The following is a 21,301-nucleotide window of genomic DNA, read 5'->3' as shown; positions in this document are numbered from 1 at the left end:
GTTGCGGAACTCCGACGCAACCTCCCGAAGAATGTGGATCGACTCCGCCTCAAGCATCCGCAAATGCGTCAGTCGATCCGACGATAGGTCAGACACGGCGGTCTTCTCCTGGATCAAGGGGCACCCTTTCCAAATCTCGCGCGGGCGCGCGGGCCAAGTTCTACTCGTCACATCGTCGTGCGGCGGCAATGCGCCGGAATGCTGCGCCTCAGGCGGGCGCCTTCGCGCCCTGCCCGATGAGGGCGCGGTCGCCATAGGCGACGAAATGCGGATTGGCGAAGTCGACATCCTCGCTCTGGCCGCGCTTTCCGTAGAGGAGCGGCGCGCCGTCGAGCGTCGTCACGAGGCCGCCGGCGGCCCGCAGCACCGCGTCGCCGGCCGCCGTGTCCCATTCCATCGTGCGCCCGAGGCGCGGATAGACGTCCGCCTCGCCGCTCGCCACGAGGCAGAATTTCAGCGAGGAGCCGCGCGAGACGAGGTTCTCGACCGCATAGCGCTCCAGCCAGACCTTGGTGGCGTCCGACCCGTGCGAGCGGCTGCCGACGGCGGTGATCGCCTCGGGCGCGGTGCGCGCCCGGATCGGCTTGAGCGGCCCGGCGGCGCCGTCCACGACCTCGGCCTCGAAGGCCCCCTCGCCGTCCGCGCCGACCCACAGGCGGTTCAACGCCGGCGCGTAGACGATGCCGCTGACCGGCACGCCCTTGTCGATCAGCGCGATATTGACCGTGAAGTCGCCGTTGCGGTTGATGAATTCCTTGGTCCCGTCGAGCGGGTCGACGAGGTAGAAGATCTCGCAGGTCTCGGGGATCGAGCCGCCCGCCGCCGCTTCCTCGGCGACGACGGGGATGTCCGGGCTCATTCTGGACAGGGCCTCGGTGACGACCGCCTCGCAGCGGATGTCGGCCTGGGTCACCGGCGAGGAGTCGCTCTTCAGCGTCGCGTCGATCTCCGACCCGTAGACGTCGATCACCTCGCGTCCGCCGGCCAGGGCGATTTCGATCAGCTGCGCAATCGTCAAGATGGGGTACTCCGAGCGTTCTCGACCGGCGGACGGGCGCCTGGATCGTTCTGGGACAGACCTATCAGCGAGCCATGCTCCTGCTCAAGGCATCGCCAAGCATTTGTGCAGTGCAAGGTGAACATAGCATTCTTATGGCGGGCCGATCTTGCCGGATCCGCGCCGCCCCGACGAAAGCTGAAGCTTTGGTGCACGCCGGAACCTTCCAGCGAGGGACGATGTTGTCCGCATGAGCCAGTCTGCATTTCCTCGGCGTCCAGTGACCGAAAGGCAACAGGCGCGGACGATGCGGCAGGCGCGATCCTCGACAGGCAAACGGGAGACCTTGCGATGACCGCCAAGACCATGACGCGCCTTCGGGACACGGCCCTCGCCGCGGCCGCCTTCCTCACCGTCCTCGCCTTCGTCCTTCTCCCCTTGCGTCCGCAAGGCCCCGCGACGCCGCGGTCGCAGACCGTCCATGCGCTGGCGCCGACGGCGCCCGAACCCCGTCTCGCCGCCCGCATCCCGGCCGAGCCGGACCTGCCGGTGCGCTGATCCGGCATCGACAGCCGTCGCTATCCGGCCTGCGCGACGGTCCCCTGAGCCTTTCGCCATCCCCTGCCCTAGCTTAAGCCCCAGTCCGGACAGGACGAACGTGGGATCGGTCCCGGTCGCAAGGGGCCGGAAGCCGGCCCGCGCAGGCGACGGCGGGCGGATGACGACGATCGACACGGCTGAGACGACTGCGGCGCCCTGCGCGGAAGCGGCGCCCGCCGTTCCGTTCAAGGAGCGCCTGCGCCGCGCCCTGCGGGCCCGCGAGACGGTGTTCGTCCTGCTGGCGGCCCTCATCGGCGCGGCGGCGGGCGCGCTGACGGTCGCCGTCTCCACGCTCGCCCATCTCGTGCAGGCCGCCCTCTTCCATCTCGCTCCGGCCGAGCGCCTCAGCGCCATGCCCGACCTCACGCTCCTGCAGCTCTGCGTCCTGCCGCTCGGCGGCGCGGTGCTGGCGCTCTTCACCCATGTCTCGGGCGCGCGTTCGCTGCCGCTCGTCGACGCGGTGGAGGCGAACGCCCTGCATGGCGGGCGCATGTCCAAGCGCGACAGCGCGGTGATCTCCACGCAGACCGTCCTCTCCAACGGTTTCGGGGCCTCGGTCGGGCTGGAAGCCGCCTATGCCCAGCTGGGCGGCTGCGCCGGCTCGGTCGGCGGGCGGCTCCTGGCGCTGCGCCGGGCCGACTACCGCACGCTCGTCGGCGCGGGCGCGGGCGCGGGCATCGCGGCGGCCTTCGGCGCGCCGCTGGTCGGCGCCTTCTACGCGTTCGAGATCGTCATCGGCGCCTATACGCCGGCGGCCATCGCGCCCGTGGCCGCGGCCGCCCTCTCGGCCGCGCTCGTCTCGCGGGCGCTCGGGGGCGAGCCCTATCTCTACGCCGCCGAGCGGGCCGGCGACGTGGCGACGCCCGACTATCTCCTCTTCGCGCTTCTCGGCGCGGTCGCGGCCGTCGTCGGCATCGTGCTGATGCGGGCCGTCTCCAGGGTCGAGGCGGCGAGCCGGCGCTCCATCCTGCCGCGCTGGTCGCGGCCCATCGTGGGCGGCCTTCTCCTGATGCCGATCGCCGCCCTCTCGCCGCAGGCCTTGTCGGCCGGGCACGGCGCGCTGCATCTCGACATCGCGGCCGGCGCGAGCCTTGGCCTCGTCGCCACCGTCTTCCTCGCCAAGAGCGCGGCCTCCATCGTCTCGCTCGGCTTCGGCTTTCGCGGCGGCCTGTTCTTCGCCTCGCTCTTCCTCGGCACGCTGCTCGGTCATCTCTTCGCGGGCCTTGCGGAACTCGTCGCGGGCTTTCCCGTCATCGACGGCGCGGATGCGGCGGTGGTCGGCATGGGCGCGCTCGCCGTCGCGGTGATCGGCGGACCGATGACCATGGCGATGCTGGTGCTGGAGATGACCCAGGACTTCGCCCTCACCGGCGCCGTGCTCCTCGCCTCGCTCGTCGCCTCGGTGATCGTGCGCGAGAATTTCGGCTACTCCTTCTCGACCTGGCGGCTGCACCTGCGCGGTGAGACGATCAAGAGCGCGCGCGACGTCGGCTGGGTGAAGACGCTGACGGCCGGGCGGATGATGCGCAAGGACGCCCGCTCGACGCCCGGGGAGACCACGATCGCCGAGTTCCGGCGCAAGTTCCCGCTGGGCTCGACCAGCCGCGTCATCGTGACGAAGGCGGACGGCACCTATCTCGGCATCGTCGCGACGCCCGCCGCCTACGACGAGGGCGCGCCGGCGGACAAGGCGGTCGGGGAACTGGCCGCCGCGCGCGACCACGCCCTGCGCCCGGCCGATGACATCGCCTCCGTCATGGCGAGATTCGACGCGGCCGGCACGGACGAGCTCGCCGTCGTCGGCGAGGACGGCGCCGTGCTCGGGCTCCTGTCGGAGACCTTCGTGCGCAAGCGCTACGCGCAGGAGCTGGAAAAGGCCCAGCGCGAGCTCTTCGGCGAGAGATGACGGCCGCCCGCCCTACCTGTCCCGATCCGCACACGAAAAGGAGACGAACGCCATGTTCATCGCGATGAACCGCTTCAAGGTGACGAAGGACTCCACCCAGGCCTTCGAGACGATCTGGCTGGAGCGCGAGAGCCATCTCGAGCGCGTGCCCGGCTTCGTGGAGTTCCACATGCTGCGCGGCCCCGAGCGCGAGGACCACGTCCTCTACGCCTCGCACACGGTCTGGCGCTCCAAGGGCGACTTCGAGGCCTGGACCCGGTCGGACGCCTTCCGCGCCGCCCATGCCAGGGGCAACACGCGCGACCGGGCGCCGACCTATGTCGGCCATCCCGAGTTCGAGGGGTTCGAGGTCTTCCAGCACATCGCCCTGCCGAAGGCCGCCGACGCGGCCTGACCGCCGGCCGCATAGCGCCCGAGCCGCTCCCGAGCGGAGTAGCGCGAACGCGCGCTTGGGGCCCGGCGCTCCGCCGCCGACCCGGCGGCGGCACCTCCGTGTGGGCGCTCCCGATGGGCCGACCCCGCCCTCCCGTCTTTGGTCTATCCCTTGAGCCGGCCCCGCGATGCGGCCCGGGCCGCCCGACCAGCGTCGGGCGCGCCCCGGCATCGCGCCGGCCGCCGGGATCGAGCGGGATCGGGGGCGCGGCCTCCGGGTGGAGAAGCCAGATGGACGTGACGAACGCACAGAGCCTCGCAATGCCCTATGGCGGGCAGACGGCCGGCGGAGACGGGCTCAAGATCGTCCCCGTCATCATGGCGGGCGGCTCGGGCACGCGGCTCTGGCCGGTGTCGCGGGACATGATGCCCAAGCAGTTCATCAAGCTCTTCGACGAGGCCGAATCCACCTTCCAGGCGACGCTGAGGCGGGTCGGCGGGCCACTCTTCGACACGCCGATCGTCGTCACCTCCACCGATTTCCGCTTCGTCTGCGCCGAACAGCTGAAGGCGATCGGCATGAGCGCGCAGATTGTTCTGGAGCCCGAGCGGCGCGACAGCGCGGCGGCGGCGGCCGTGGGCGCCGTGCTCGCCGGCCAGCGCTCGGCCGACGCGGTCTGCCTCGTGCTGGCGGCCGACCACGCCATTCTCGACGGGGCGGCCTTCATCGAGGACTGCCGCCTCGCCGCAGAAGTGGCGCGCACCGGCCGCATCATGACGCTCGGCGTGCGCCCGACGCGCCCGGCCACGAGCTACGGCTATATCGCGCCCGGGCGCCCGCTCGACGTGCACCAGGCCTTCGCGCTGCAGCGCTTCGTGGAGAAGCCGGACCGCGAGACGGCGAGCGCCTATCTCGCCGAGGGCTATCTCTGGAACAGCGGCAACTTCATCACCTCGGCCGAGACGCTTCTCGCCGAGATGGACCGGCACGCCCCGGCGGTGACGAGGGCCGTGCGCGAGAGCGTGAAGGCCGCCGTGCACGACCTCGACTTCCTGCGCCTCGACCCCGGCAGCTTCGCCAAGGCGCCGAAGATCTCCATCGACTACGCGGTGATGGAGAAGACCGATCGCGCCGGGGTGCTGGAGACGAGCTGCGGCTGGTCGGACATCGGCACCTGGGACCAGATCTACGACATCAAGCAGAAGTCGCTGCAGGGCAATGTCGTGGAAGGGGCCGTCACGCTGATCGACACGAAGGACAGCCTGATCTCCAGCGACGGCATCCTGACGACGGTGCTCGGGCTCGACGACGTGGTGGTGGTGACGACGCAGGACGCCGTCCTCGTCGCGGCCAAGAGCCGCTCGGGCGAGGTCAAGGACCTCGTCGCCAAGCTGAAGACGGAAGGGCGCCGGGAGGCCGGCGAACACCTGCGCAACCATCGCCCCTGGGGCTGGTACCAGCGCATCGACATCGGCGACCGTTTCCAGGTGAAGCATATCTGCGTCAAGCCCGGCGGCCTTCTGAGCCTGCAGCGCCACCATCACCGCGCCGAGCACTGGATCGTCGTGCACGGCACGGCCGAGGTGACGATCGACGGCGTGGTGAAGCTCTACCACGAGAACGAGGCGGCCTATCTGCCGATCGGCTGCACGCATCGCATGCACAATCCCGGCAAGATCGACCTCAAGCTCATCGAGGTCCAGGTCGGAAGCTATACGGGCGAGGACGACATCGTGCGCCTCGAGGACGTCTACGCCCGCAGCTGAGCGGATGCGCCGGCCGAGGTGACGATCAGGCCGTGGCCTCCTCGGTGCCGCGGCCGACATCGACATAGGTGAAGCCGAGCGCGCGCATCTCGGCCGGATCGTAGACGTTGCGCAGGTCGATCATGACGGGCGCCTTGAGGAGGCTCTTGAGACGCTTGAGGTCGAGCGCGCGGAAGAAGTTCCATTCGGTGACAAGCACCGCCGCATCCGCGCCCGTCACGCAGTCGTAGGCGTCGGCGGCGTAGTCGACTCCCGACACAAGATTGGCCGCATGCCGCATGCCCTCGGGATCGTAGGCGCGCACCTTCGCGCCCCCGTCCTGCAGGGCGGCGATGAGGGCGAGCGAGGGCGCGTCGCGCATGTCGTCGGTGTTCGGCTTGAAGGTCAGGCCGAGGACGGCGACGGTCTTGTCGCGGATCGAGCCGCCGCAGGCGGCGACGACGCGCCGCGCCATGCCGCGCTTGCGCTGCTCGTTGACGGCGGCCACCGTCTCCACGATGCGCGAGGGAGCGCCGACATCCTGCGCGGTCTTGACGAGGGCGAGCGTGTCCTTCGGGAAGCACGAGCCGCCGTAGCCGGGGCCGGCATGCAGGAACTTGGAGCCGATGCGGTTGTCGAGGCCCATGCCGCGCGCCACGTCCTGCACGTTGGCGCCGACCTTCTCGCAGATGTCGGCGATCTCGTTGATGAAGGTGATCTTGGTCGCCAGGAAGGCGTTGGCGGCGTATTTGGTCAGCTCCGCCGAGCGCCGGCCGGTGTAGAGGAGCGGCGCGCGGTTGAGATAGAGCGGGCGGTAGATCTGCGCCATCACCTGGCGCGCGCGCTCGTCGTCCGTGCCGATGACGATGCGGTCGGGGCGGGTGAAGTCCTCGATGGCCGCGCCCTCGCGCAGGAATTCCGGGTTGGAGACGACGGCGAAGTCGAGATCGGGACGGGCGGCGCGCACGATGCGCTCCACCTCGTCGCCGGTGCCGACGGGCACGGTCGACTTGGTGACGATCACGGCATAGCCGTCGAGCGCCTCGGCGATGCTCTTGGCGGCGGCATGCACGTAGGAGAGGTCGGCGAAGCCGTCGCCGCGCCGCGAGGGCGTGCCGACGGCGATGAACACGGCGTCCGCGCCCTTCACGTTCGCGGCGAGATCGGTGCGGAAACGCAGGCGCCCGGCCGCCACGTTGCGCGCCACGAGCGCGTCGAGCCCCGGCTCGAAGATCGGGATGGAGCCCTTGTTCAGCGCCTCGATCTTGGCCGCGTCGAGATCGATGCAATCGACGTCGTGCCCGAAATCGGCGAAGCAGGCTCCCGAGACGAGCCCCACATAGCCGACGCCGACCATCGCAATCTTCATGTCGTCACCCCTGCCCGCACGGGCTTTCGGGGCGCCGATGCCCCGCTTCGCGCCGGTCTATGCCATAGATGCGGCGCCCGGGACCAGCGGGGGCGGTGCCGGCGCGGGCAAGGTTCCCGGCGGGCGCGCGGCGGCACGCGGCAGCGGCCCTATCGGAAGATCCCCTCCTCGGCCCGCACGAGATCGGCGATGAAGTCGGCGACGGCGCGGATGCGCGCCTGGCCGCGCGCGTTCTCGTGGAAGGCCATCCAGTATTCTCGGGTGATGCGGCGCTCCGGCAGCACGGGCTCGAGGTCGGGGCGCCGCGCGGCGAGGAAGGCGTGCAGGATGCCGATGCCCGCCCCCGCCGCCACGGCCTCCAGCTGGCCGAGGGCGGAGGAGACTTCCAGCCGGCTCTGCCAGTGCGGCGCGATCTCCGGCTCGTAATGGAGCGAGGGCGAGAAGACGAGGTCCTCGACATAGCCGACGAGGCGGTGGCGTTCGAGATCGAGCGGCGTCTCCGGCCGCCCGTGCCGGTCGAGATAGGCGCGCGCGCCATAGGCGCCGAGCGCGTAGGTGACGAGCTTGCGCGCGACGAGGCGCCCCTGCGTCGGCCGCTCCACGGTGACGGCGATGTCGGCCTCGCGGCGCGAGATGGAGAAGGCGTGCGGCACCGGCACGAGCTGCACCTTCAGCTGCGGGTGGCGCTCGACGAGCGCGCCGAGCCGCGGGGCGAGGAAGCCGGTGCCGAACCCGTCGGGCGCGCCGATGCGCACCGTGCCGGAGAGGCCGAGATCGGTCCCGGCAAGGCTCGCCCGCGCCTCCGCCATCTCCGCCTCGATGCGTTCGGCGAAGGCGAGGAAGGCCGCGCCCTCCCCGGTCAGCGCGCAGCCGCTCGGGCGGCGCTCGAAGAGGAGACAGCCGAGCGAGGTCTCCAGCGCGTCGAGCCGCCGCCCGACCGTGGCGTGATTCAGCGACAGGCGGCGCGAGGCGGCCAGGATCTGCCCGGCGCGCGCGACGGCGAGGAAGACGCGCAGGTCGTCCCAGTCGGTGGCGTCGTCCTTGAGGCTTCGATTCATGCACAATGGATGCGCAGGAGTTCTGCTTGCTTTCAAGTCCCGCGCCCCGCACACAGAAGCGAGGACATCTCTAAGGGAGGAGTTTCGACCATGAACGAGATCGGCCATTTCATCGACGGCCAGCGCGTCGCGGGCACGAGCGGGCGCAGCGCCGACATCTTCAACCCGGCGACGGGTCAGGTGACCGCCAGGCTGGCCCTGGCCTCCGCCGCCGAGCTTCAGAGCGCGGTGGACGCGGCGCGGGCCGCCCAGCCCAAATGGGCCGCCACCAACCCGCAGCGCCGTGCGCGCATCTTCATGAAGTTCGTTTCCCTCCTGAACGACAACATGCAGGAGCTCGCCGAACTTCTCTCCTCCGAGCACGGCAAGACGGTCGAGGATTCCAAGGGCGACATCGTGCGCGGCCTGGAAGTCTGCGAGTTCGTCTGCGGCATCCCGCACCTGATGAAGAGCGAGTTCACGGAAGGCGCCGGCCCCGGCATCGATATGTACTCGATCCGCCAGGCGGTGGGCATCGGCGCGGGCATCACGCCCTTCAACTTCCCCGCCATGATCCCGATGTGGATGTTCGCGCCCGCCATCGCCTGCGGCAACGCCTTCATCCTGAAGCCCTCCGAGCGCGATCCGTCCGTGCCGATGCGCCTGGCCGAACTGATGATGGAGGCGGGCCTGCCCAAGGGCGTGCTGCAGGTCGTCAACGGCGACAAGGAGGCCGTGGACGGCATCCTGCAGCATCCCGAGATCGGCGCGGTCTCCTTCGTCGGCTCGACCCCGATCGCGGCCTATGTCTATGCCGAGGCGACGAAGAACGGCAAACGCGCCCAGACCTTCGGCGGCGCCAAGAACCACATGATCATCATGCCCGACGCCGATCTCGACCAGGCGGCGGACGCGCTGATCGGCGCCGGCTACGGCTCGGCCGGCGAGCGCTGCATGGCGATCTCGGTGGCTGTGCCCGTCGGCGAGGCGACGGCGAACGCCCTCGTGGAGAAGCTGGTGCCGCGCGTCGAGGCGCTGAAGATCGGCCCCTATACCGATAGCGCCGCCGACTACGGGCCGGTCGTCACCAAGGCCAGCCAGCAGAAGATCCTCGGCCTCGTGGAGACCGGCCTGCAGGAGGGCGCCAAGCTCCTCGTCGACGGCCGCAACTTCCGCATGCAGGGCTACGAGGACGGGTTCTTCGTCGGCTCCTGCCTCTTCGACCACGTGACGCCGGACATGGAGATCTACAAGCAGGAGATCTTCGGCCCCGTCCTCTCGGTGGTGCGCGCCAAGGACTACGAGGCCGCGATCGACCTGCCGATGCGCCACGAATACGGCAACGGCGTCGCCATCTACACGCGCGACGGCGATGCGGCGCGCGACTTCGCCAGCCGCATCAATATCGGCATGGTCGGCATCAACGTGCCGATCCCCACGCCCCTGGCCTATCATTCCTTCGGCGGCTGGAAGCGCTCCTCCTTCGGCGATCTCAACCAGCACGGCACGGACTCGATCCGCTTCTGGACGCGCACCAAGACGGTGACGAGCCGCTGGCCGTCCGGCATCAAGGACGGGGCGGAATTCTCCATGCCCGTCATGCGCTGACCGGGCGCAGACGGACAGGGCAGAACGAGGAAGGGCCGGCGGGCGACCGCCGGCCCTTCGCGCATCCGGCGGGCGGGACCACATCCCGGGACGGGCGGCGGGCTTCGAGAGATCGGCAGGCAGGATTAACGATCGCGCCCGAAAGCCCGGCCGGCCCGCGGCACGAGGACGGCTTTTCCGTGGTGCAACACGTCCCGATCGGCTAATGAGCGAGGCCGTGCCGCGGGATCGCGACCGTCGGCGGACCGAAGGGCAGGACGAACCCCATGCGCGACTGACCCGTGCCGTTCATGCCGTGCCGACGGGTCCGCCCGCCATCCCGACGCCCCGCACAGACCTCCTCGGACTGGATACCGTATGCTCGAAACGCTCGGACTTGCGGCCTACGCGCCCGAAATCGCGCTCGCCACGATCATTCTGCTCCTCGTGGCCTTCGCCAGCGAGAAGTTCGCCCCGGAGGTCGTGGCGATCGGCGGCATGGCCTTCTTCCTCTTCACCGGCATGGCCTCGACCAACGACATGCTGGACACGCTGTCGAACTCCGCGCCCTGGACGATCGTGGCGATGTTCATCCTGTCGAGCGCGCTGGTGCGCACCGGGGTGCTGGAGGGGGTCGGCACGGTGCTGCAGGGTTTCAGGCGCTACGGGCAGACCGTGGTGATGATCTCCTTCATCCTCTTCAACATCGTCGCCTCGGCCTTCTTCAACAACATCCCGCAGGTCGTCATGATGATTCCGGTGACGATGCTGCTGGCCAAGGCCTGCGAGATGTCGCCGTCGAGCTTCCTCATGCCGCTCTCCTTCGCCACCATCCTCGGCGGCACGCTGGCGCTCATCGGCGCCTCGACCAATCTCGTCGTGGACGGCGTGACGCGCGATGCCGGCCTGCCGGCCTTCACGATGTTCGAGATCACGCCGATCGGCATCGTCGTGGCGATCGCCGGCACGCTCTATCTCACCTTCGTCGGACGGCACCTCATCCCCGAGCGCAACACCGTCTCCTCCATGTCGCCGCCCAAGGGCAGCTCGCAATTCCTGATCGAGGTGCTCATTCCGCTCGGCAGCGCCATGATCGGCCGCAATCCGCGCGACGTGAGCCTTCTCGAGGGCCAGGACCGGCGCGTCATCGACGTGATCCGCGGCGATGTCTCGCTGCGCCGCGACATGGCCAACGTGCGCCTGGAGGCCGGCGACATCGTGGTGATGAAGTCGGCCGTGGCCAACGTCCTCACGATGCGCGGCAAGAAGAGCGTCGAATTCGCGACTCCCGAGGTCGATCCGATGGCCGAAGCCGTCGAGAGCGACGACGACGTGCAGCCGGTGGGCGTGCGCCGCGACGTTCTGGCGGAGGCGATCGTCGGCCCGAAATCGCGCCTCGTCGGCCGCACGCTGCGCAACGAGCGCCTGCGCCGGCGCTACGGCGTCTATCCGATCGCCGTCCACCGCCACGAGGAAAGCCTTGAATCGCGGCTCGAGGACGTGAAGCTGCGCGTCGGCGACACGATCCTCATCGAGGGCGCTCCCGAGGATCTCGAGCGCCTCGCCAAGGACGCCCATCTCATCAATCTCAACACCCCGACCGAGAAGGCCGTGCGCCACGAGAAGGCGCTGATCGCCGGCCTCACCCTCGCCGCCGTCGTCCTCGTCAGCGCCCTGTCCATCATGCCGATCGCCGGCGCGGCCTGGATCGGCGTCGCCGTCGTCTTCCTCACCGGCTGCATCGACGCCGAGGAAGGCGTGCAGTCGGTGGAGTGGAGCGTCATCCTCCTCCTCTACGCCATGCTGACGATCGGCGCCGGGCTGGAGCATACGGGCGCCGTCAAGGTGGTGGTGGATGCGCTGGAGCCGGTGCTCGGCCAGCTGCACCCGGTGGCGGTGCTCGCCGCCATCTACCTCCTCGCCTCGGTGATGACGGAGATCGTGACGGCGAACGCCGTGGCCGTGGTGGTGACGCCGATCGCCATCGGCCTCGCCCAGACGCTCGGCTACGACCCGCGCCCCTTCATCGTGGCCGTGATGTTCGCCGCGAGCGCGAGTTTCGCCACCCCCGTCGGCTACCAGACCAACACGCTGGTCTATTCGGCGGGCGGCTACAAGTTCGCCGACTTCTTCCGCGTCGGCGCGCCGCTGAACGTCATCTGCGGCGTGGTCACGGTGGCGATGATCTACCTGACCTATTCGTTCTGAGCGCCGGGCGGCTTTCCCGCCCCCGAAACGGAAGAAGGCCCGCCGGCCATGCCGCGCGGGCCTTCTTCGCGAGACGGCGGCTTCGACCGCCGCCTTCAGCCGGCGTTGCGGCGCATCAGATGGCGCTCCCAGGCGAGCGCATGCTCGACGATCGTCGGCAGGTCGTCATGGGCCGGCGCCCAGCCGAGGCGCCCGCGGATGAGATCGGCATTGGCGACGATGCAGGCGGGATCGCCCGCGCGCCGTGGACCGCGCCGGATGTCGAGCGCCTGCCCGTGGACCGACTCGACGACGTCGAGCACTTCCTTCACCGAATAGCCGCGGCCGTAGCCGACATTGGCGACGAGGCTCTCGCCGCCGCCCCTGAGATGATCGAGCGCGGCGAGATGGGCGGCGATGAGGTCGCTGACATGGATGTAGTCGCGCACGGCCGTGCCGTCCGGCGTCGGATAGTCGTCGCCGAAGATCGCCATGTGGTCGCGCTTGCCGAGCGCCGTCTCCACCGCGACCTTGATGAGATGGGTCGCCCCGCGGCTCGACTGGCCCGAACGCCCCGCCGGATCGCCGCCCGCCACGTTGAAATAGCGCAGGGCCGCGTAGCGCAGCGGATGGGCGCGCGAGGCGTCCTCCAGCATCATCTCGCTCATCAGCTTGGAGCGCCCGTAGGGCGACTGCGGGCTCAGCGGCGTCGTCTCCGCCACCGGCTCGAGGCCCGCCATGCCGTAGACGGCCGCCGTGGAGGAGAAGATCATGTGCGGCACGCCGGCCGAAACGGCCGCCGCGATGAGCTCGCGCGTCTTCACCGTGTTGTTGAGATAGTAGCCGAGCGGATCGGAGACCGATTCCGGCACCACGATGGAGCCGGCGAAATGCACGATCGCCTCGATCCCGTGCTCGCCCACCAGGCGCTCGACCAGCGCGCCGTCGGCGATGTCGCCGCGCACCAGCACCGCGCCCGGCGAGACCAGCCAGTCGAAACCGGTGACGAGATTGTCGAGGACGACGACCTCCTCGCCGCGATCGAGGAGGCCGAGGACCATGTGGCTGCCGATATAGCCGGCACCGCCCGTGACGAGAACGCTCATCCACGCTCCTTCGAACTGGTTGGGAGGATCATCGAACTTCACTCCGTTTCAGGGGCGCATGCCGTTTCAGGGGCGCATGCGCTTCGACGCCGCAGCGGCGCCGGGGTCGCGGCGTCGCGCGCTGGGTAGCACGGCGAAGGGGCCGACGGCATGCCGGCGCCGCCGGCGCCTCGCCATCCTGCGCGTGAATGCGGCGCGAGAAGGCCCGCTGCGGTGCGCAGTCTGGCATCCGGACCGATAACAAACCGTCGCCCCGCCCGGTGCCCCCGTCCGCCCCCGTCCGCAGCCACACACCAGCTTGTCTCAGTATTCCGTGGAGCGGCGCGACGCCGCCCCTATCGACTTGTATTTCTTCGTTTCTCCTCGCGCATTGATGGTAGTGACGAAACGCACCATCATGGGCCCTGCCCGAACGGGGCGCGAGACATCCCGGCAAGACCCGGCCGCCGCGACGACAGTCGGGACCGGCGGACGACCCGGGACATTGCTGTATACCGGACGCGGACACGACCCATGCAGTTGATCATCGAAGCCATCCTGTCCGCTCATGCCTGGGTCTCCACCACGGTTGCGGGGCGGACGGGGTTCGCGGTGCCGCTCGGCGCGACGCTCGCCCTGCCCTTCCTGGCGCCGCTCGTCTGGGCGGCGACGCTGCGCAGTCCGGCGGCCGCCGCCACCGTCGCGGCTCTCGCCTGGATCGCCGCCTCCTCGCTCTCCGGCCAGGGGTTCACGCCACTCGCGCTTGCCGGCTATGCCACCGCCCTCGCGCTCGCCTTCGCCGCCTGCGGCCAGGCGATCTCGCGGCGCAACGCCATCGCGCGGCTGGAACACACGCTCGACGAGACGGAGGCCGCCCTGATGGCCGCCTTCCACGATCTCGACCGAGAACGCCTCTGGCGCCGCGCCGGCGGAGACGCGCGCACGACGCTGAACGACGAGGAGATCGCCTCGCTCATCCAGCGCTTCGAGGAGTTCCGCCGCACTTCCGGCGCGCCGGCGACGGAGGCCGCGAAGGCGACGGAGAAGACGCAGGCCGCCTGACGGAGAACGCGGCCGAAGCGGCAATCGCCGCAACCGGCTTCGGCGCTTCGCGGTCTGCGGACCCAACCGGAACCGACTGTCCAGCCGAACCGCTCCATGGGCGGATCAGTCGCCGCTGTGCGGATCGACGCGCGAGAGAGCGGTCTCCTCATGGAAGATCATTGATCTCCGGCGACCGCGACTGTCCCCTGGGATGCAGGCTCATCAGGGGAGAAAAATGTCGGCCCGACGCCGCCAACGCGCCGCGGCGGAAAGGCCGATGCTGGTTTCGAAGCAGGCAACGGCCGGGTCCGTCACATTCTCCGAATGCCATGCCGTTTGGAGATCGACCGCGGGAGCGACGGGAGAGCGGACCGGCGATGCGTGCGCTCTCCGCGTTGCCTCACGACAGAAAACCCCGGAACCGAATGCGGCCTGCGCTTTCGGTCCCGGGGCGATGTTCTGAACGGAGGAAGGGGCTTGAGGCCTAGAACTTCAGGTTGAACGTCGCCCGCACGCCGTTGTCGGAGGCCTCTTCGGCCAATTGCCCGGCATAGTGCAGGCCGAGCGTGGCGTTCGGCGCGATGTCGACGCCGAGACCGAACTCGAGCACCGCCGTGTCTTCGGCGATCGGCGCGCCCGAAACGGTGAAGGACGGGCCGCCCGCGACGAAAGCCAGCGTGCTCGTCGGCGTTCTGTCGCCATAGGCATGGCGCCAGCCCAGAGTGGCATTGGCGTTGAGCGCGAGACCGCCGATCGGCATGGCGACCTGCCCCTTGAGGCCGAGGGTGGAGAAGGTCGTCTCCGTCGTGTCGTCGCCCGAGCGCAGGGCCGCCGCTCCGCCGCGCTCGACGAAGCCGTCCGTGTCGAGGCTGACATAGGCGAGGTTGGCATAGGGGCTGATCGAGCTGCCGAAGCCCGTGTCGATCCGATAGCTCGCCTCGCCGAAGACCTGCGCCGTGCCGCTGTCGTAGCTCGCCGTCAGCCTGTCGGTGAAACCGCCGAAGGCGATCCGGCGGGACGTGTCCACCTCGTTGAAACTGTAGGCGGCGCCCGCCTTGAGCGCGACGGGGCCGAGCATCGTGCCGGCGTAGAGGCCGATATGGGTCGAGTCGACGTCGCTCGAGGAGGCCCGCCCGCTCACATCGTAGGAGGCTTCGCCGTAGCCGGCCAGGAGGCCGACGCGCAGCGTCTCGGTGAGGAAGCCGTCGGCGCCGACGAGGAAGCCGCCGATGTCGCGGTCGATCGAGGCGGCATTGCCGTTGCCGTCCGTCTCGCCCCAGGAGCCGTAGCCGGAGAGCCAGGCCTCTATGCCGGTGGAGGCCAGCGCGACGGAGCCCTCGACGGGATCGCTGCCCTGCTCTTCGAGCACGGTAAAGGCCGCGTCGAGCCGATCCGATGCTGTGGTGGCGACGAACTGGGCCGCCGCGGTCTGGCTTGGCTTGATCGAGGCCTGAGCCTCGCCGGAAAGCTGGTCGAAGGCGTTGCGGGCGTTCGGCGCATCGGAGAAGAGGATGGCGTTGTAAAGGGCCAGGCCGGACGATCCGACCGTCTGCGGCAAGCCGTCGAGCCCGCTGGCGGCGGCGGCCTGGTTGACCGTCCCGGCCGCGGTGACGAAGAGCGGAACCGGGGCCGGCGGCGGCGGCGGGGTGTCCGGCACAACCGTCGGCGTCGGAAGCGTCGGGGTCACTGTCACGGGCGTCACGGGTGCCGGCGTCACCGGCGTCACCGGCGTAGGCGTCGTAGGCGTCACGGGCGTCACGGGCGTCACGGGTGCCGGCGACGTAAGGGGCGCGATGTTCAGCGTCACCGTTGTCGGGCTATAGGTGAGCGAGGACGTCAGGAAGGCCGAACCGCCGGCGAGGGTCGGCGCGGCGAAGGCGCCGTTGACCGCCCCGGCCTGGACGATCGAGTAGGTCTGGCCGTTCTGATAGCTGACATCGGGGTCGAGCCTTACGACGGAGACGTCCGCGCCGTTCAGAAAGGCCGTGCCGGAGACAGTGACATTGTCCGATCGGCCGTCATTGGCGATCTCGACCTCGTAGGCGGAATTGTTGCTGAAGGTGAGGTCGCCGTTGACGGTGAGCGTGCCGATCGAGTTGCCGGGGGCGAGCGTCGCTCCGGAGGACAGCACGGTCGGGCCGACGGTGCCGATGCCCTGAAGCCGGCCTCCGGCCGCGACGGTGGACGCGCCGCCGAGCGTGCCGTTGACGGAGAAGATGCCGCCGGTGATGTTTGTCGTGCCGGTGAACTGGGAACTGTCTCCGGTGAGGAAAGTCCACCCGTTCTCGAAGACGAGCGTGCCGTTGCCGGCGATGCCGGGCGCGAATTGCAGGGCGCTGTCGCGCGTCGTGCCGGTATGGTTGAACACGACGGTTCCCGCGCCGTCGCCGAACTGGATCAAGCCCGCATCGAGCGTGCCCGCCGCCGCCGCCTGCGCCCCGGAAGCCGCACCGATGTTGAGCGTTCCCGTGGAATTGGCACGTGATGCGAGCAGAATGGTTCCGGCACCCTCGTCCACGGAGACCGCGCCGCCTTGCGCGATGGACAGCGTAGCCGCGCCGTAATTACCGACGGTGAGATAGCCTCCAAGGTCAAAGATCGAACCGGCGCCCGTGACCGTCATTGTCCCGCTCGAAAATGGATCGCTTCCAAGATAGGCATAAGAGCCGCTGACCGATCCGCCATTCTCAACGTTCAGCGTCGCCGTGCCAGAATCACCGACGATAAGGCCGTATTGAAGGCCCAAGCTCGAACCGGTGCCCGTGACCGTCACCGTCCCGATCGAAGTCGAGTAGAGTGCAATAAAGCCAGACATGCCGCTGACCGATCCGCCATCCTCCACGTTCAGCGTACCGGTGCCTCGATTACCGATCACGAGGGGGCTACGGTTGATCCAGGTCGATCCGGTGCCCGCAATCGTTGCGGTACCGACCGAACCCGCGTCGTATCCGATATAGCCGTTGGCATTGCTGACCGATCTGCCACCCGTCACGTGCAGCGCGCCCGTGCCGTTCAGGCCAACGGCGAGAAAACTTCCGACCTCCCAGTCGGCCGGATTCGGCGAAACGGGCGGGAGCGGATTCACGTCACCGCTGACCACGATCGACTGCGCCTTGGCCGAGTGCGGGCTTACGGTTGCCAGAAAGACGATGCCGAGCGCACTCGACAGCAGAAGCGACCGTTTCCGCGCGGAACAATGATGGGCTCTGCTGTCTGTCGCACAGCCAACGATCAGCGTCGTACCACCGTTCATCATAGTCCTCAGCAAAACCGCGCGCTCGCACCTGAAAGACGAAATCTCCAAAGTATAGGCCACTTACATCGGCCGCACTTTGGCGAATTCAGCACCCGAACCATGATCGGGCATTCCGGAGCATTAATAGATTTTTCCGGAAGGGGAAGGACCGGCCTTCGACCCGAGGGGAAACCGGCGCGAAAGTCTGCGACAATGGCATTCTTGCATCAGTTAATAAGAAAATCTTTCTTTCGACTGATAAGCAACTCGTTCTTTCGCCGGCGCCGATGCGAGGGACCACGAAAGTCGCATGGCCACACCTTCATCGGCGAAGAGCACAAGTCGCACCTCGATCTGTCGCAGCGGCCGATCCCTCGGAACCGGCGAGCCGGCGTCACCCTCTCGTTTCGCCGTCGGCTCGAGGGGCCGGTCTCCTCACCATGGCCGAGTGAACCGAAAAAACCCCCGGCTCGCGCCAGGGGGAAGTCCATGCCTGACTGAGGCCGGAGAACCGGGCCGACGCGTCGAGACCATGACATCGGCCTTTCGAGACGCATTCGGCTCTGCGGAAACGTCGGCGCGCCGTCGGGCTGCCGTTCGCCCTCAGACCAGAAGCGCGGCGAGCGAAATCCAGAACACGCTGCTGAGACCGGCGGCGACCATGATGCCGCGGGCCGCGTTGAGCGGCTGGCAGTCCCGATCCTTGCCGAGCGTCTCCGTGCGCACGCGATCGGCGACGCGGGCCGTGCGGGGAAAAGTTGCAGAGATGCTCATCTGTGTCTCCTTTGCAGAGCAACGAACGAAACCTCATCCTGGAAACGTTCCAGCCACTGGATCGATCCCGGTTCGCGATCCCGCGAAAGGCCGGATGGATGGGCCGCGCGCCTGAGATCACGCCATTATGACCGTATGTTTCTCCACGTGACTGCCAGGGATGGGCGTGGGCGACGCGGTCCGGCATGCACGAGGATCGACCATTCGGCCCCGCCACCCGGCGATTGCGGACCGCAGTCCGTGTCGCTCTCTTGCGGCAGTGACAGGACGATAGGCCCAATCCCGCCCGAGATAAATCCCTCTATCCATAATTTCTACCAATAGAGTCGGATTTAGATTTGCATGGTCCTCGTGTCCCTCCCTCGCGAGGATCCATCCTGTCATCGTGGGCCTGGAAGGCCGGATCGTTTCATCGCGGCGAGCGCCACTAGGCCGGTAGCCCGGCGATCCGCTGGCGAATCAGGGGCCGTGACAGGACATGGAATGGGGACCGCGAAGCACCGGGGTCGCTGAAGCCCAGTTTCGGGCAAGGCGAGAGCCCTGCGCGCCAAGCCGACGCCCTGCTCATTCACGCATCATCGAAGACCGGCGCCCATTGCAGGGGCATCGGAAAAGACTGTTCAATATCAGCGGCTTGCCCGTCCCTTCGCTGGACGAGGCGGCGCGATCGCCACCGAAGGGCGATGACCAAGGCTATTTTCTTGCCTAGGTTGCGATCCGCTCCGTCGCGAACCCCGGCGCTTTCGACCTGCGGGACGTAAAAAATGCGGTCACATTCAATTTTATCGAGTTCGAATCGAAAGATTTCACTCCCCGTCGTCAAATTGTAATGGCATGATCCAAGTGCTCGCCCCGGCCGCGTCAAATGGGAACGCAGTGTCCCCCGGACGGATCGAGCAAAACGGTTGGGAGGTCAGCCATGCAGCCCTATCTGTCTCGAACAGAGAGCGAAAATACGGCCCGCGGCCTGATGAATGGCCTGCTGTTCGCAACGGTGCTTTGGCTCTCGGGGCTGAACGCCCTACTTTTCATATCGTAGACTGATCGTCACAGCCGCTTCCTTCACGTCAGGTCGCGGCCCGATCTCGCGCGCGACAGGCGCCCGGGTGGCACTCGCCTTTGCATGGCGGGCGCCCGCCCTTCTGGACTGACGCCGTTCCGCAGGCCCCGTGACGGCGTGCCACGGCAATCCATGGACACATCCCGATCCGATGGGACGCCCCTCGCGCTGGAGCGCTCGCCGCTCCCTCTCGCACGATGCCGAGGCACGTGCGATCTCGCCCGCGCCCGAAGAGACGCCTCCCCGCGGGACGATCCCGGCGGCCGATGCGCCGGGCGGGCTCGTGATCCCGACGCCTCTCCGTCTTCGATGAGGACCGCGCCGTTGGAGGTACTCCCTCCGGCGCAGGCCGAGCGTGCGGGCGCCTCGGCAGATGCCGCTCCGACGTCAGCGACCGCCTCGCACTGGAGCGCAAGCGCGCACGCCGCCCTTGCGGTCGGCCCATCCCGTTCGAGATCGGCCATTTTCCCGGCCTGACGGCCCTGTCAAGCGACACCCGGCGAGCGAAGGCGCGAGGCGCGTCATCCTCAACGGGAGACGGGCCGCGCTTTCCCGGTCATTCAGCCCGCCGCGCCTGCTGCCATCGCAGCATCCGATGAGGGCCCGCGCCTCGCGCCGTCCGTACCCCTTCCATCCCGTCCCCGACATCGCCGGCTGCACGGCCGGAAGGCGCTCCAGGGCGTCCGCGGACGCCGCCGCCCGCCCACCTTCGCAGTTGCAGCATAACAGTCATGCAATCTCGCGACCCCAGTAGTTTCAGGCGGATCGGACCCAAGGTTACTTTGGCTGGAAGGGCGCCGGGCACCCTTCGAAGCTGTGCCATTTTTTAACAATTTATTTCAAATTGCACCACATATCGAGCAATGACGCGGTCTTCGCGGCGTTCGGGATGTCAGTTTTTCCTCAACGAAGCGTTCACGCGCAGAAGCGGCATCGCGCCCCGGCGTTAATAATAGTGATTGAGATTCTTGCCAAATCCTCACCTTCGCAGTTGCACAATTTAGCCGTTTTGGTTACGCATAAATAGTGTTTAACGGGCGATTAACGGTCTCGAGGGGTTCGCATGTCGGTCAGTGACGCCGTTGGTGAAATGGAAGCTCGCTCGTCGTCCGCCGGTTCGGCGGTAGGCGGGTTCCTCAAGCGCTCGATGGACATCGTCGTCGCGACCACGCTCCTTCTCTTCCTCTCGCCGGTCTTCCTGGTCCTGGCGCTGGTCATGCGCGTCATGGATCCGGGTCCGATCTTCTTCGGCCACGAGCGGGTCGGCCGCGGCGGCCGCAGCTTCAAGTGCCTCAAGTTCCGCTCGATGATCGTCAACTCGGCGCAGGTGCTCGAGAAGGTCCTCGCCGAGAACCCCGCCGCCCGCGAGGAGTGGCTGGCGACCCAGAAGCTGCGCAACGATCCGCGCATCACCGGCGTCGGCCGCTTCATGCGCGAGACGAGCCTCGACGAACTTCCCCAGCTCATCAACGTCCTGCGCGGCGACATGAGCCTTGTCGGCCCCCGTCCGATCGTGACGGCCGAGCGGGTGCGCTATGCCGGCGACATCGCGGTCTACGAGGAAGCCCGTCCGGGCATCACCGGCCTCTGGCAGGTCAGCGGCCGCAGCGACTGCAGCTACGAGCGCCGCGTCATGCTCGACGTGCACTACGTTCGCCAGTGGTCCTTCGGCATGGATATCAAGATCCTCTTCAAGACCGTCGCGGTCGTCCTGAAGAAGGAAGGCAGCTGCTGAGCAGCGCCCTCTGGAAGGTGGCCGCCTCCCTTGGCGGTGGCCAGCGTGATGGGAGGCCGCACGATGATCGTCGGCCCCGCGCGATTTCATCCTCATCGATTGTCCCCCTCTCGTCTCGTCCCATCCCGCGAACGGTCGATGGGCGAAGGCGCAGACGGCTCCCGCGGCCCGGGCCATACGGGGTGCCGGCGCCGACGATCCCGGCGTCCAGGCCGTCCTCACTTTCAATAGCCGGCCGAGGGCCGCGATCGGGCGCCGGACGCAACCGCTTCGACTGAACGATCTTCGGTCCCGCAGGCAGTGTTTCGTCGCTCCTCATGGACGAGGCCGCTCGGACGGTGGCCGGGATGGCCCTTTCTCCCGATGGGCGTACCTCCTTCGAGCCTGCCCGCCCTCTCGATCTCCCATTTTGACGGAACGTCCCGATGACTGCAGCCCCTCGGCCGGACCAGCCGGCCTCATCCCTCCCCGTGTCTGACCTATCGTCGGATCGACTGACGCATTTGCGGATGCTTGAGGCGGAGTCGATCCACATTCTTCGGGAGGTTGCGTCGGAGTTCCGCAACC

Annotated in this window: 14 protein-coding genes and 1 pseudogene; 8 read left to right on the top strand and 7 right to left on the bottom strand. The window is 68.3% G+C overall.

Annotation, left to right across the window (positions count from 1 at the left end):
- Nucleotides 1-96: pseudogene (locus tag ASG48_RS19000) on the bottom strand (sulfate adenylyltransferase small subunit); the annotation flags it as partial.
- A gap of 112 nt (nt 97-208) precedes the next feature.
- Entirely contained in the window at nt 209-1,021 is an 813-nt protein-coding gene (gene cysQ / locus ASG48_RS04730; RefSeq protein ID WP_055846076.1) for a 3'(2'),5'-bisphosphate nucleotidase CysQ, read from the bottom strand.
- A 327-nt stretch (nt 1,022-1,348) separates the two neighbouring features.
- Here cysQ and ASG48_RS04725 point away from each other — a divergent pair, with 327 nt between their 5' ends.
- From ASG48_RS04725 to ASG48_RS04710, 4 genes are all read left to right on the top strand, one after another.
- On the top strand, nt 1,349-1,555 hold the full coding sequence (locus ASG48_RS04725; RefSeq protein ID WP_055846074.1) for a hypothetical protein: 207 nt from the start codon (nt 1,349-1,351) through the stop codon (nt 1,553-1,555).
- Between the two features lie 160 nt (nt 1,556-1,715).
- On the top strand, nt 1,716-3,503 hold the full coding sequence (locus ASG48_RS04720; RefSeq protein ID WP_082529248.1) for a chloride channel protein: 1,788 nt from the start codon (nt 1,716-1,718) through the stop codon (nt 3,501-3,503).
- 52 nt (nt 3,504-3,555) lie between these two features.
- Nucleotides 3,556-3,897, top strand: a complete 342-nt coding sequence (locus tag ASG48_RS04715) for an antibiotic biosynthesis monooxygenase (protein WP_055846072.1) — start codon at nt 3,556-3,558, stop codon at nt 3,895-3,897.
- Between the two features lie 299 nt (nt 3,898-4,196).
- Nucleotides 4,197-5,642 (top strand): mannose-1-phosphate guanylyltransferase/mannose-6-phosphate isomerase, encoded by a 1,446-nt coding sequence (locus ASG48_RS04710; RefSeq protein ID WP_055846079.1) that lies wholly within the window; start codon nt 4,197-4,199, stop codon nt 5,640-5,642.
- A 25-nt stretch (nt 5,643-5,667) separates the two neighbouring features.
- Here the strand turns inward: ASG48_RS04710 and ASG48_RS04705 are convergent, their stop codons facing one another.
- Together ASG48_RS04705 and ASG48_RS04700 are read right to left on the bottom strand one after the other, a co-directional pair.
- Entirely contained in the window at nt 5,668-6,990 is a 1,323-nt protein-coding gene (locus ASG48_RS04705) for a UDP-glucose/GDP-mannose dehydrogenase family protein (protein WP_055846069.1), read from the bottom strand.
- A 149-nt stretch (nt 6,991-7,139) separates the two neighbouring features.
- Nucleotides 7,140-8,048, bottom strand: coding sequence for a LysR family transcriptional regulator (locus tag ASG48_RS04700; protein ID WP_055846067.1), 909 nt, complete (start codon nt 8,046-8,048; stop codon nt 7,140-7,142).
- Nucleotides 8,049-8,138: 90 nt separating this feature from the next.
- Between ASG48_RS04700 and ASG48_RS04695 the strand changes: the two genes are divergently transcribed.
- Both ASG48_RS04695 and ASG48_RS04690 read left to right on the top strand, forming a co-directional pair.
- A complete protein-coding gene (locus ASG48_RS04695) occupies nt 8,139-9,635 on the top strand; it encodes a CoA-acylating methylmalonate-semialdehyde dehydrogenase (RefSeq protein ID WP_055846064.1) in 1,497 nt (498 codons plus the stop codon).
- Nucleotides 9,636-9,992: 357 nt separating this feature from the next.
- On the top strand, nt 9,993-11,822 hold the full coding sequence (locus tag ASG48_RS04690; RefSeq protein WP_055846061.1) for an SLC13 family permease: 1,830 nt from the start codon (nt 9,993-9,995) through the stop codon (nt 11,820-11,822).
- Nucleotides 11,823-11,917: 95 nt separating this feature from the next.
- On the opposite strand, the gene galE is transcribed toward ASG48_RS04690, so the two are convergent.
- Nucleotides 11,918-12,907 (bottom strand): UDP-glucose 4-epimerase GalE, encoded by a 990-nt coding sequence (galE, locus tag ASG48_RS04685; RefSeq protein WP_055846059.1) that lies wholly within the window; start codon nt 12,905-12,907, stop codon nt 11,918-11,920.
- Nucleotides 12,908-13,420: 513 nt separating this feature from the next.
- Here galE and ASG48_RS04680 point away from each other — a divergent pair.
- Complete coding sequence (locus ASG48_RS04680) at nt 13,421-13,948, top strand: hypothetical protein (RefSeq protein ID WP_156381458.1); 528 nt, start codon at nt 13,421-13,423, stop codon at nt 13,946-13,948.
- Between the two features lie 466 nt (nt 13,949-14,414).
- Here ASG48_RS04680 and ASG48_RS04675 read toward each other — a convergent pair whose 3' ends face one another.
- Nucleotides 14,415-17,183: an autotransporter domain-containing protein gene (locus ASG48_RS04675; protein WP_162243904.1), complete on the bottom strand. Its 2,769-nt coding sequence runs from the start codon at nt 17,181-17,183 to the stop codon at nt 14,415-14,417.
- A gap of 585 nt (nt 17,184-17,768) precedes the next feature.
- Complete coding sequence (locus tag ASG48_RS18185; protein WP_156381457.1) at nt 17,769-17,939, bottom strand: hypothetical protein; 171 nt, start codon at nt 17,937-17,939, stop codon at nt 17,769-17,771.
- A gap of 2,207 nt (nt 17,940-20,146) precedes the next feature.
- Between ASG48_RS18185 and ASG48_RS04670 the strand changes: the two genes are divergently transcribed.
- Nucleotides 20,147-20,734, top strand: coding sequence for a sugar transferase (locus ASG48_RS04670; protein WP_055846050.1), 588 nt, complete (start codon nt 20,147-20,149; stop codon nt 20,732-20,734).
- The last annotated feature ends 567 nt before the right edge of the window (nt 20,735-21,301 follow it).

Origin of the sequence: Aurantimonas sp. Leaf443, from assembly GCF_001425575.1 — a bacterium.
Classification (GTDB): domain Bacteria; phylum Pseudomonadota; class Alphaproteobacteria; order Rhizobiales; family Rhizobiaceae; genus Leaf443.
This window is presented reverse-complemented; position numbering and strand designations above follow the sequence as displayed.

Excerpts from the sequence above, each read along its gene's own strand:
- ASG48_RS04680 (WP_156381458.1), top strand. The coding sequence starts at position 13,421 with ATGCAGTTGATCATCGAAGCCATCCTGTCCGCTCATGCCTGGGTCTCC.
- ASG48_RS04720 (WP_082529248.1), top strand. The coding sequence starts at position 1,716 with ATGACGACGATCGACACGGCTGAGACGACTGCGGCGCCCTGCGCGGAA.
- ASG48_RS18185 (WP_156381457.1), bottom strand. The coding sequence starts at position 17,939 with ATGAGCATCTCTGCAACTTTTCCCCGCACGGCCCGCGTCGCCGATCGC.
- ASG48_RS04705 (WP_055846069.1), bottom strand. The coding sequence starts at position 6,990 with ATGAAGATTGCGATGGTCGGCGTCGGCTATGTGGGGCTCGTCTCGGGA.
- ASG48_RS04690 (WP_055846061.1), top strand. The coding sequence starts at position 9,993 with ATGCTCGAAACGCTCGGACTTGCGGCCTACGCGCCCGAAATCGCGCTC.
- ASG48_RS04710 (WP_055846079.1), top strand. The coding sequence starts at position 4,197 with ATGCCCTATGGCGGGCAGACGGCCGGCGGAGACGGGCTCAAGATCGTC.
- ASG48_RS04715 (WP_055846072.1), top strand. The coding sequence starts at position 3,556 with ATGTTCATCGCGATGAACCGCTTCAAGGTGACGAAGGACTCCACCCAG.
- ASG48_RS04700 (WP_055846067.1), bottom strand. The coding sequence starts at position 8,048 with ATGAATCGAAGCCTCAAGGACGACGCCACCGACTGGGACGACCTGCGC.
- ASG48_RS04675 (WP_162243904.1), bottom strand. The coding sequence starts at position 17,183 with ATGAACGGTGGTACGACGCTGATCGTTGGCTGTGCGACAGACAGCAGA.
- galE (WP_055846059.1), bottom strand. The coding sequence starts at position 12,907 with ATGAGCGTTCTCGTCACGGGCGGTGCCGGCTATATCGGCAGCCACATG.
- ASG48_RS04725 (WP_055846074.1), top strand. The coding sequence starts at position 1,349 with ATGACCGCCAAGACCATGACGCGCCTTCGGGACACGGCCCTCGCCGCG.
- ASG48_RS04695 (WP_055846064.1), top strand. The coding sequence starts at position 8,139 with ATGAACGAGATCGGCCATTTCATCGACGGCCAGCGCGTCGCGGGCACG.
- ASG48_RS04670 (WP_055846050.1), top strand. The coding sequence starts at position 20,147 with ATGGACATCGTCGTCGCGACCACGCTCCTTCTCTTCCTCTCGCCGGTC.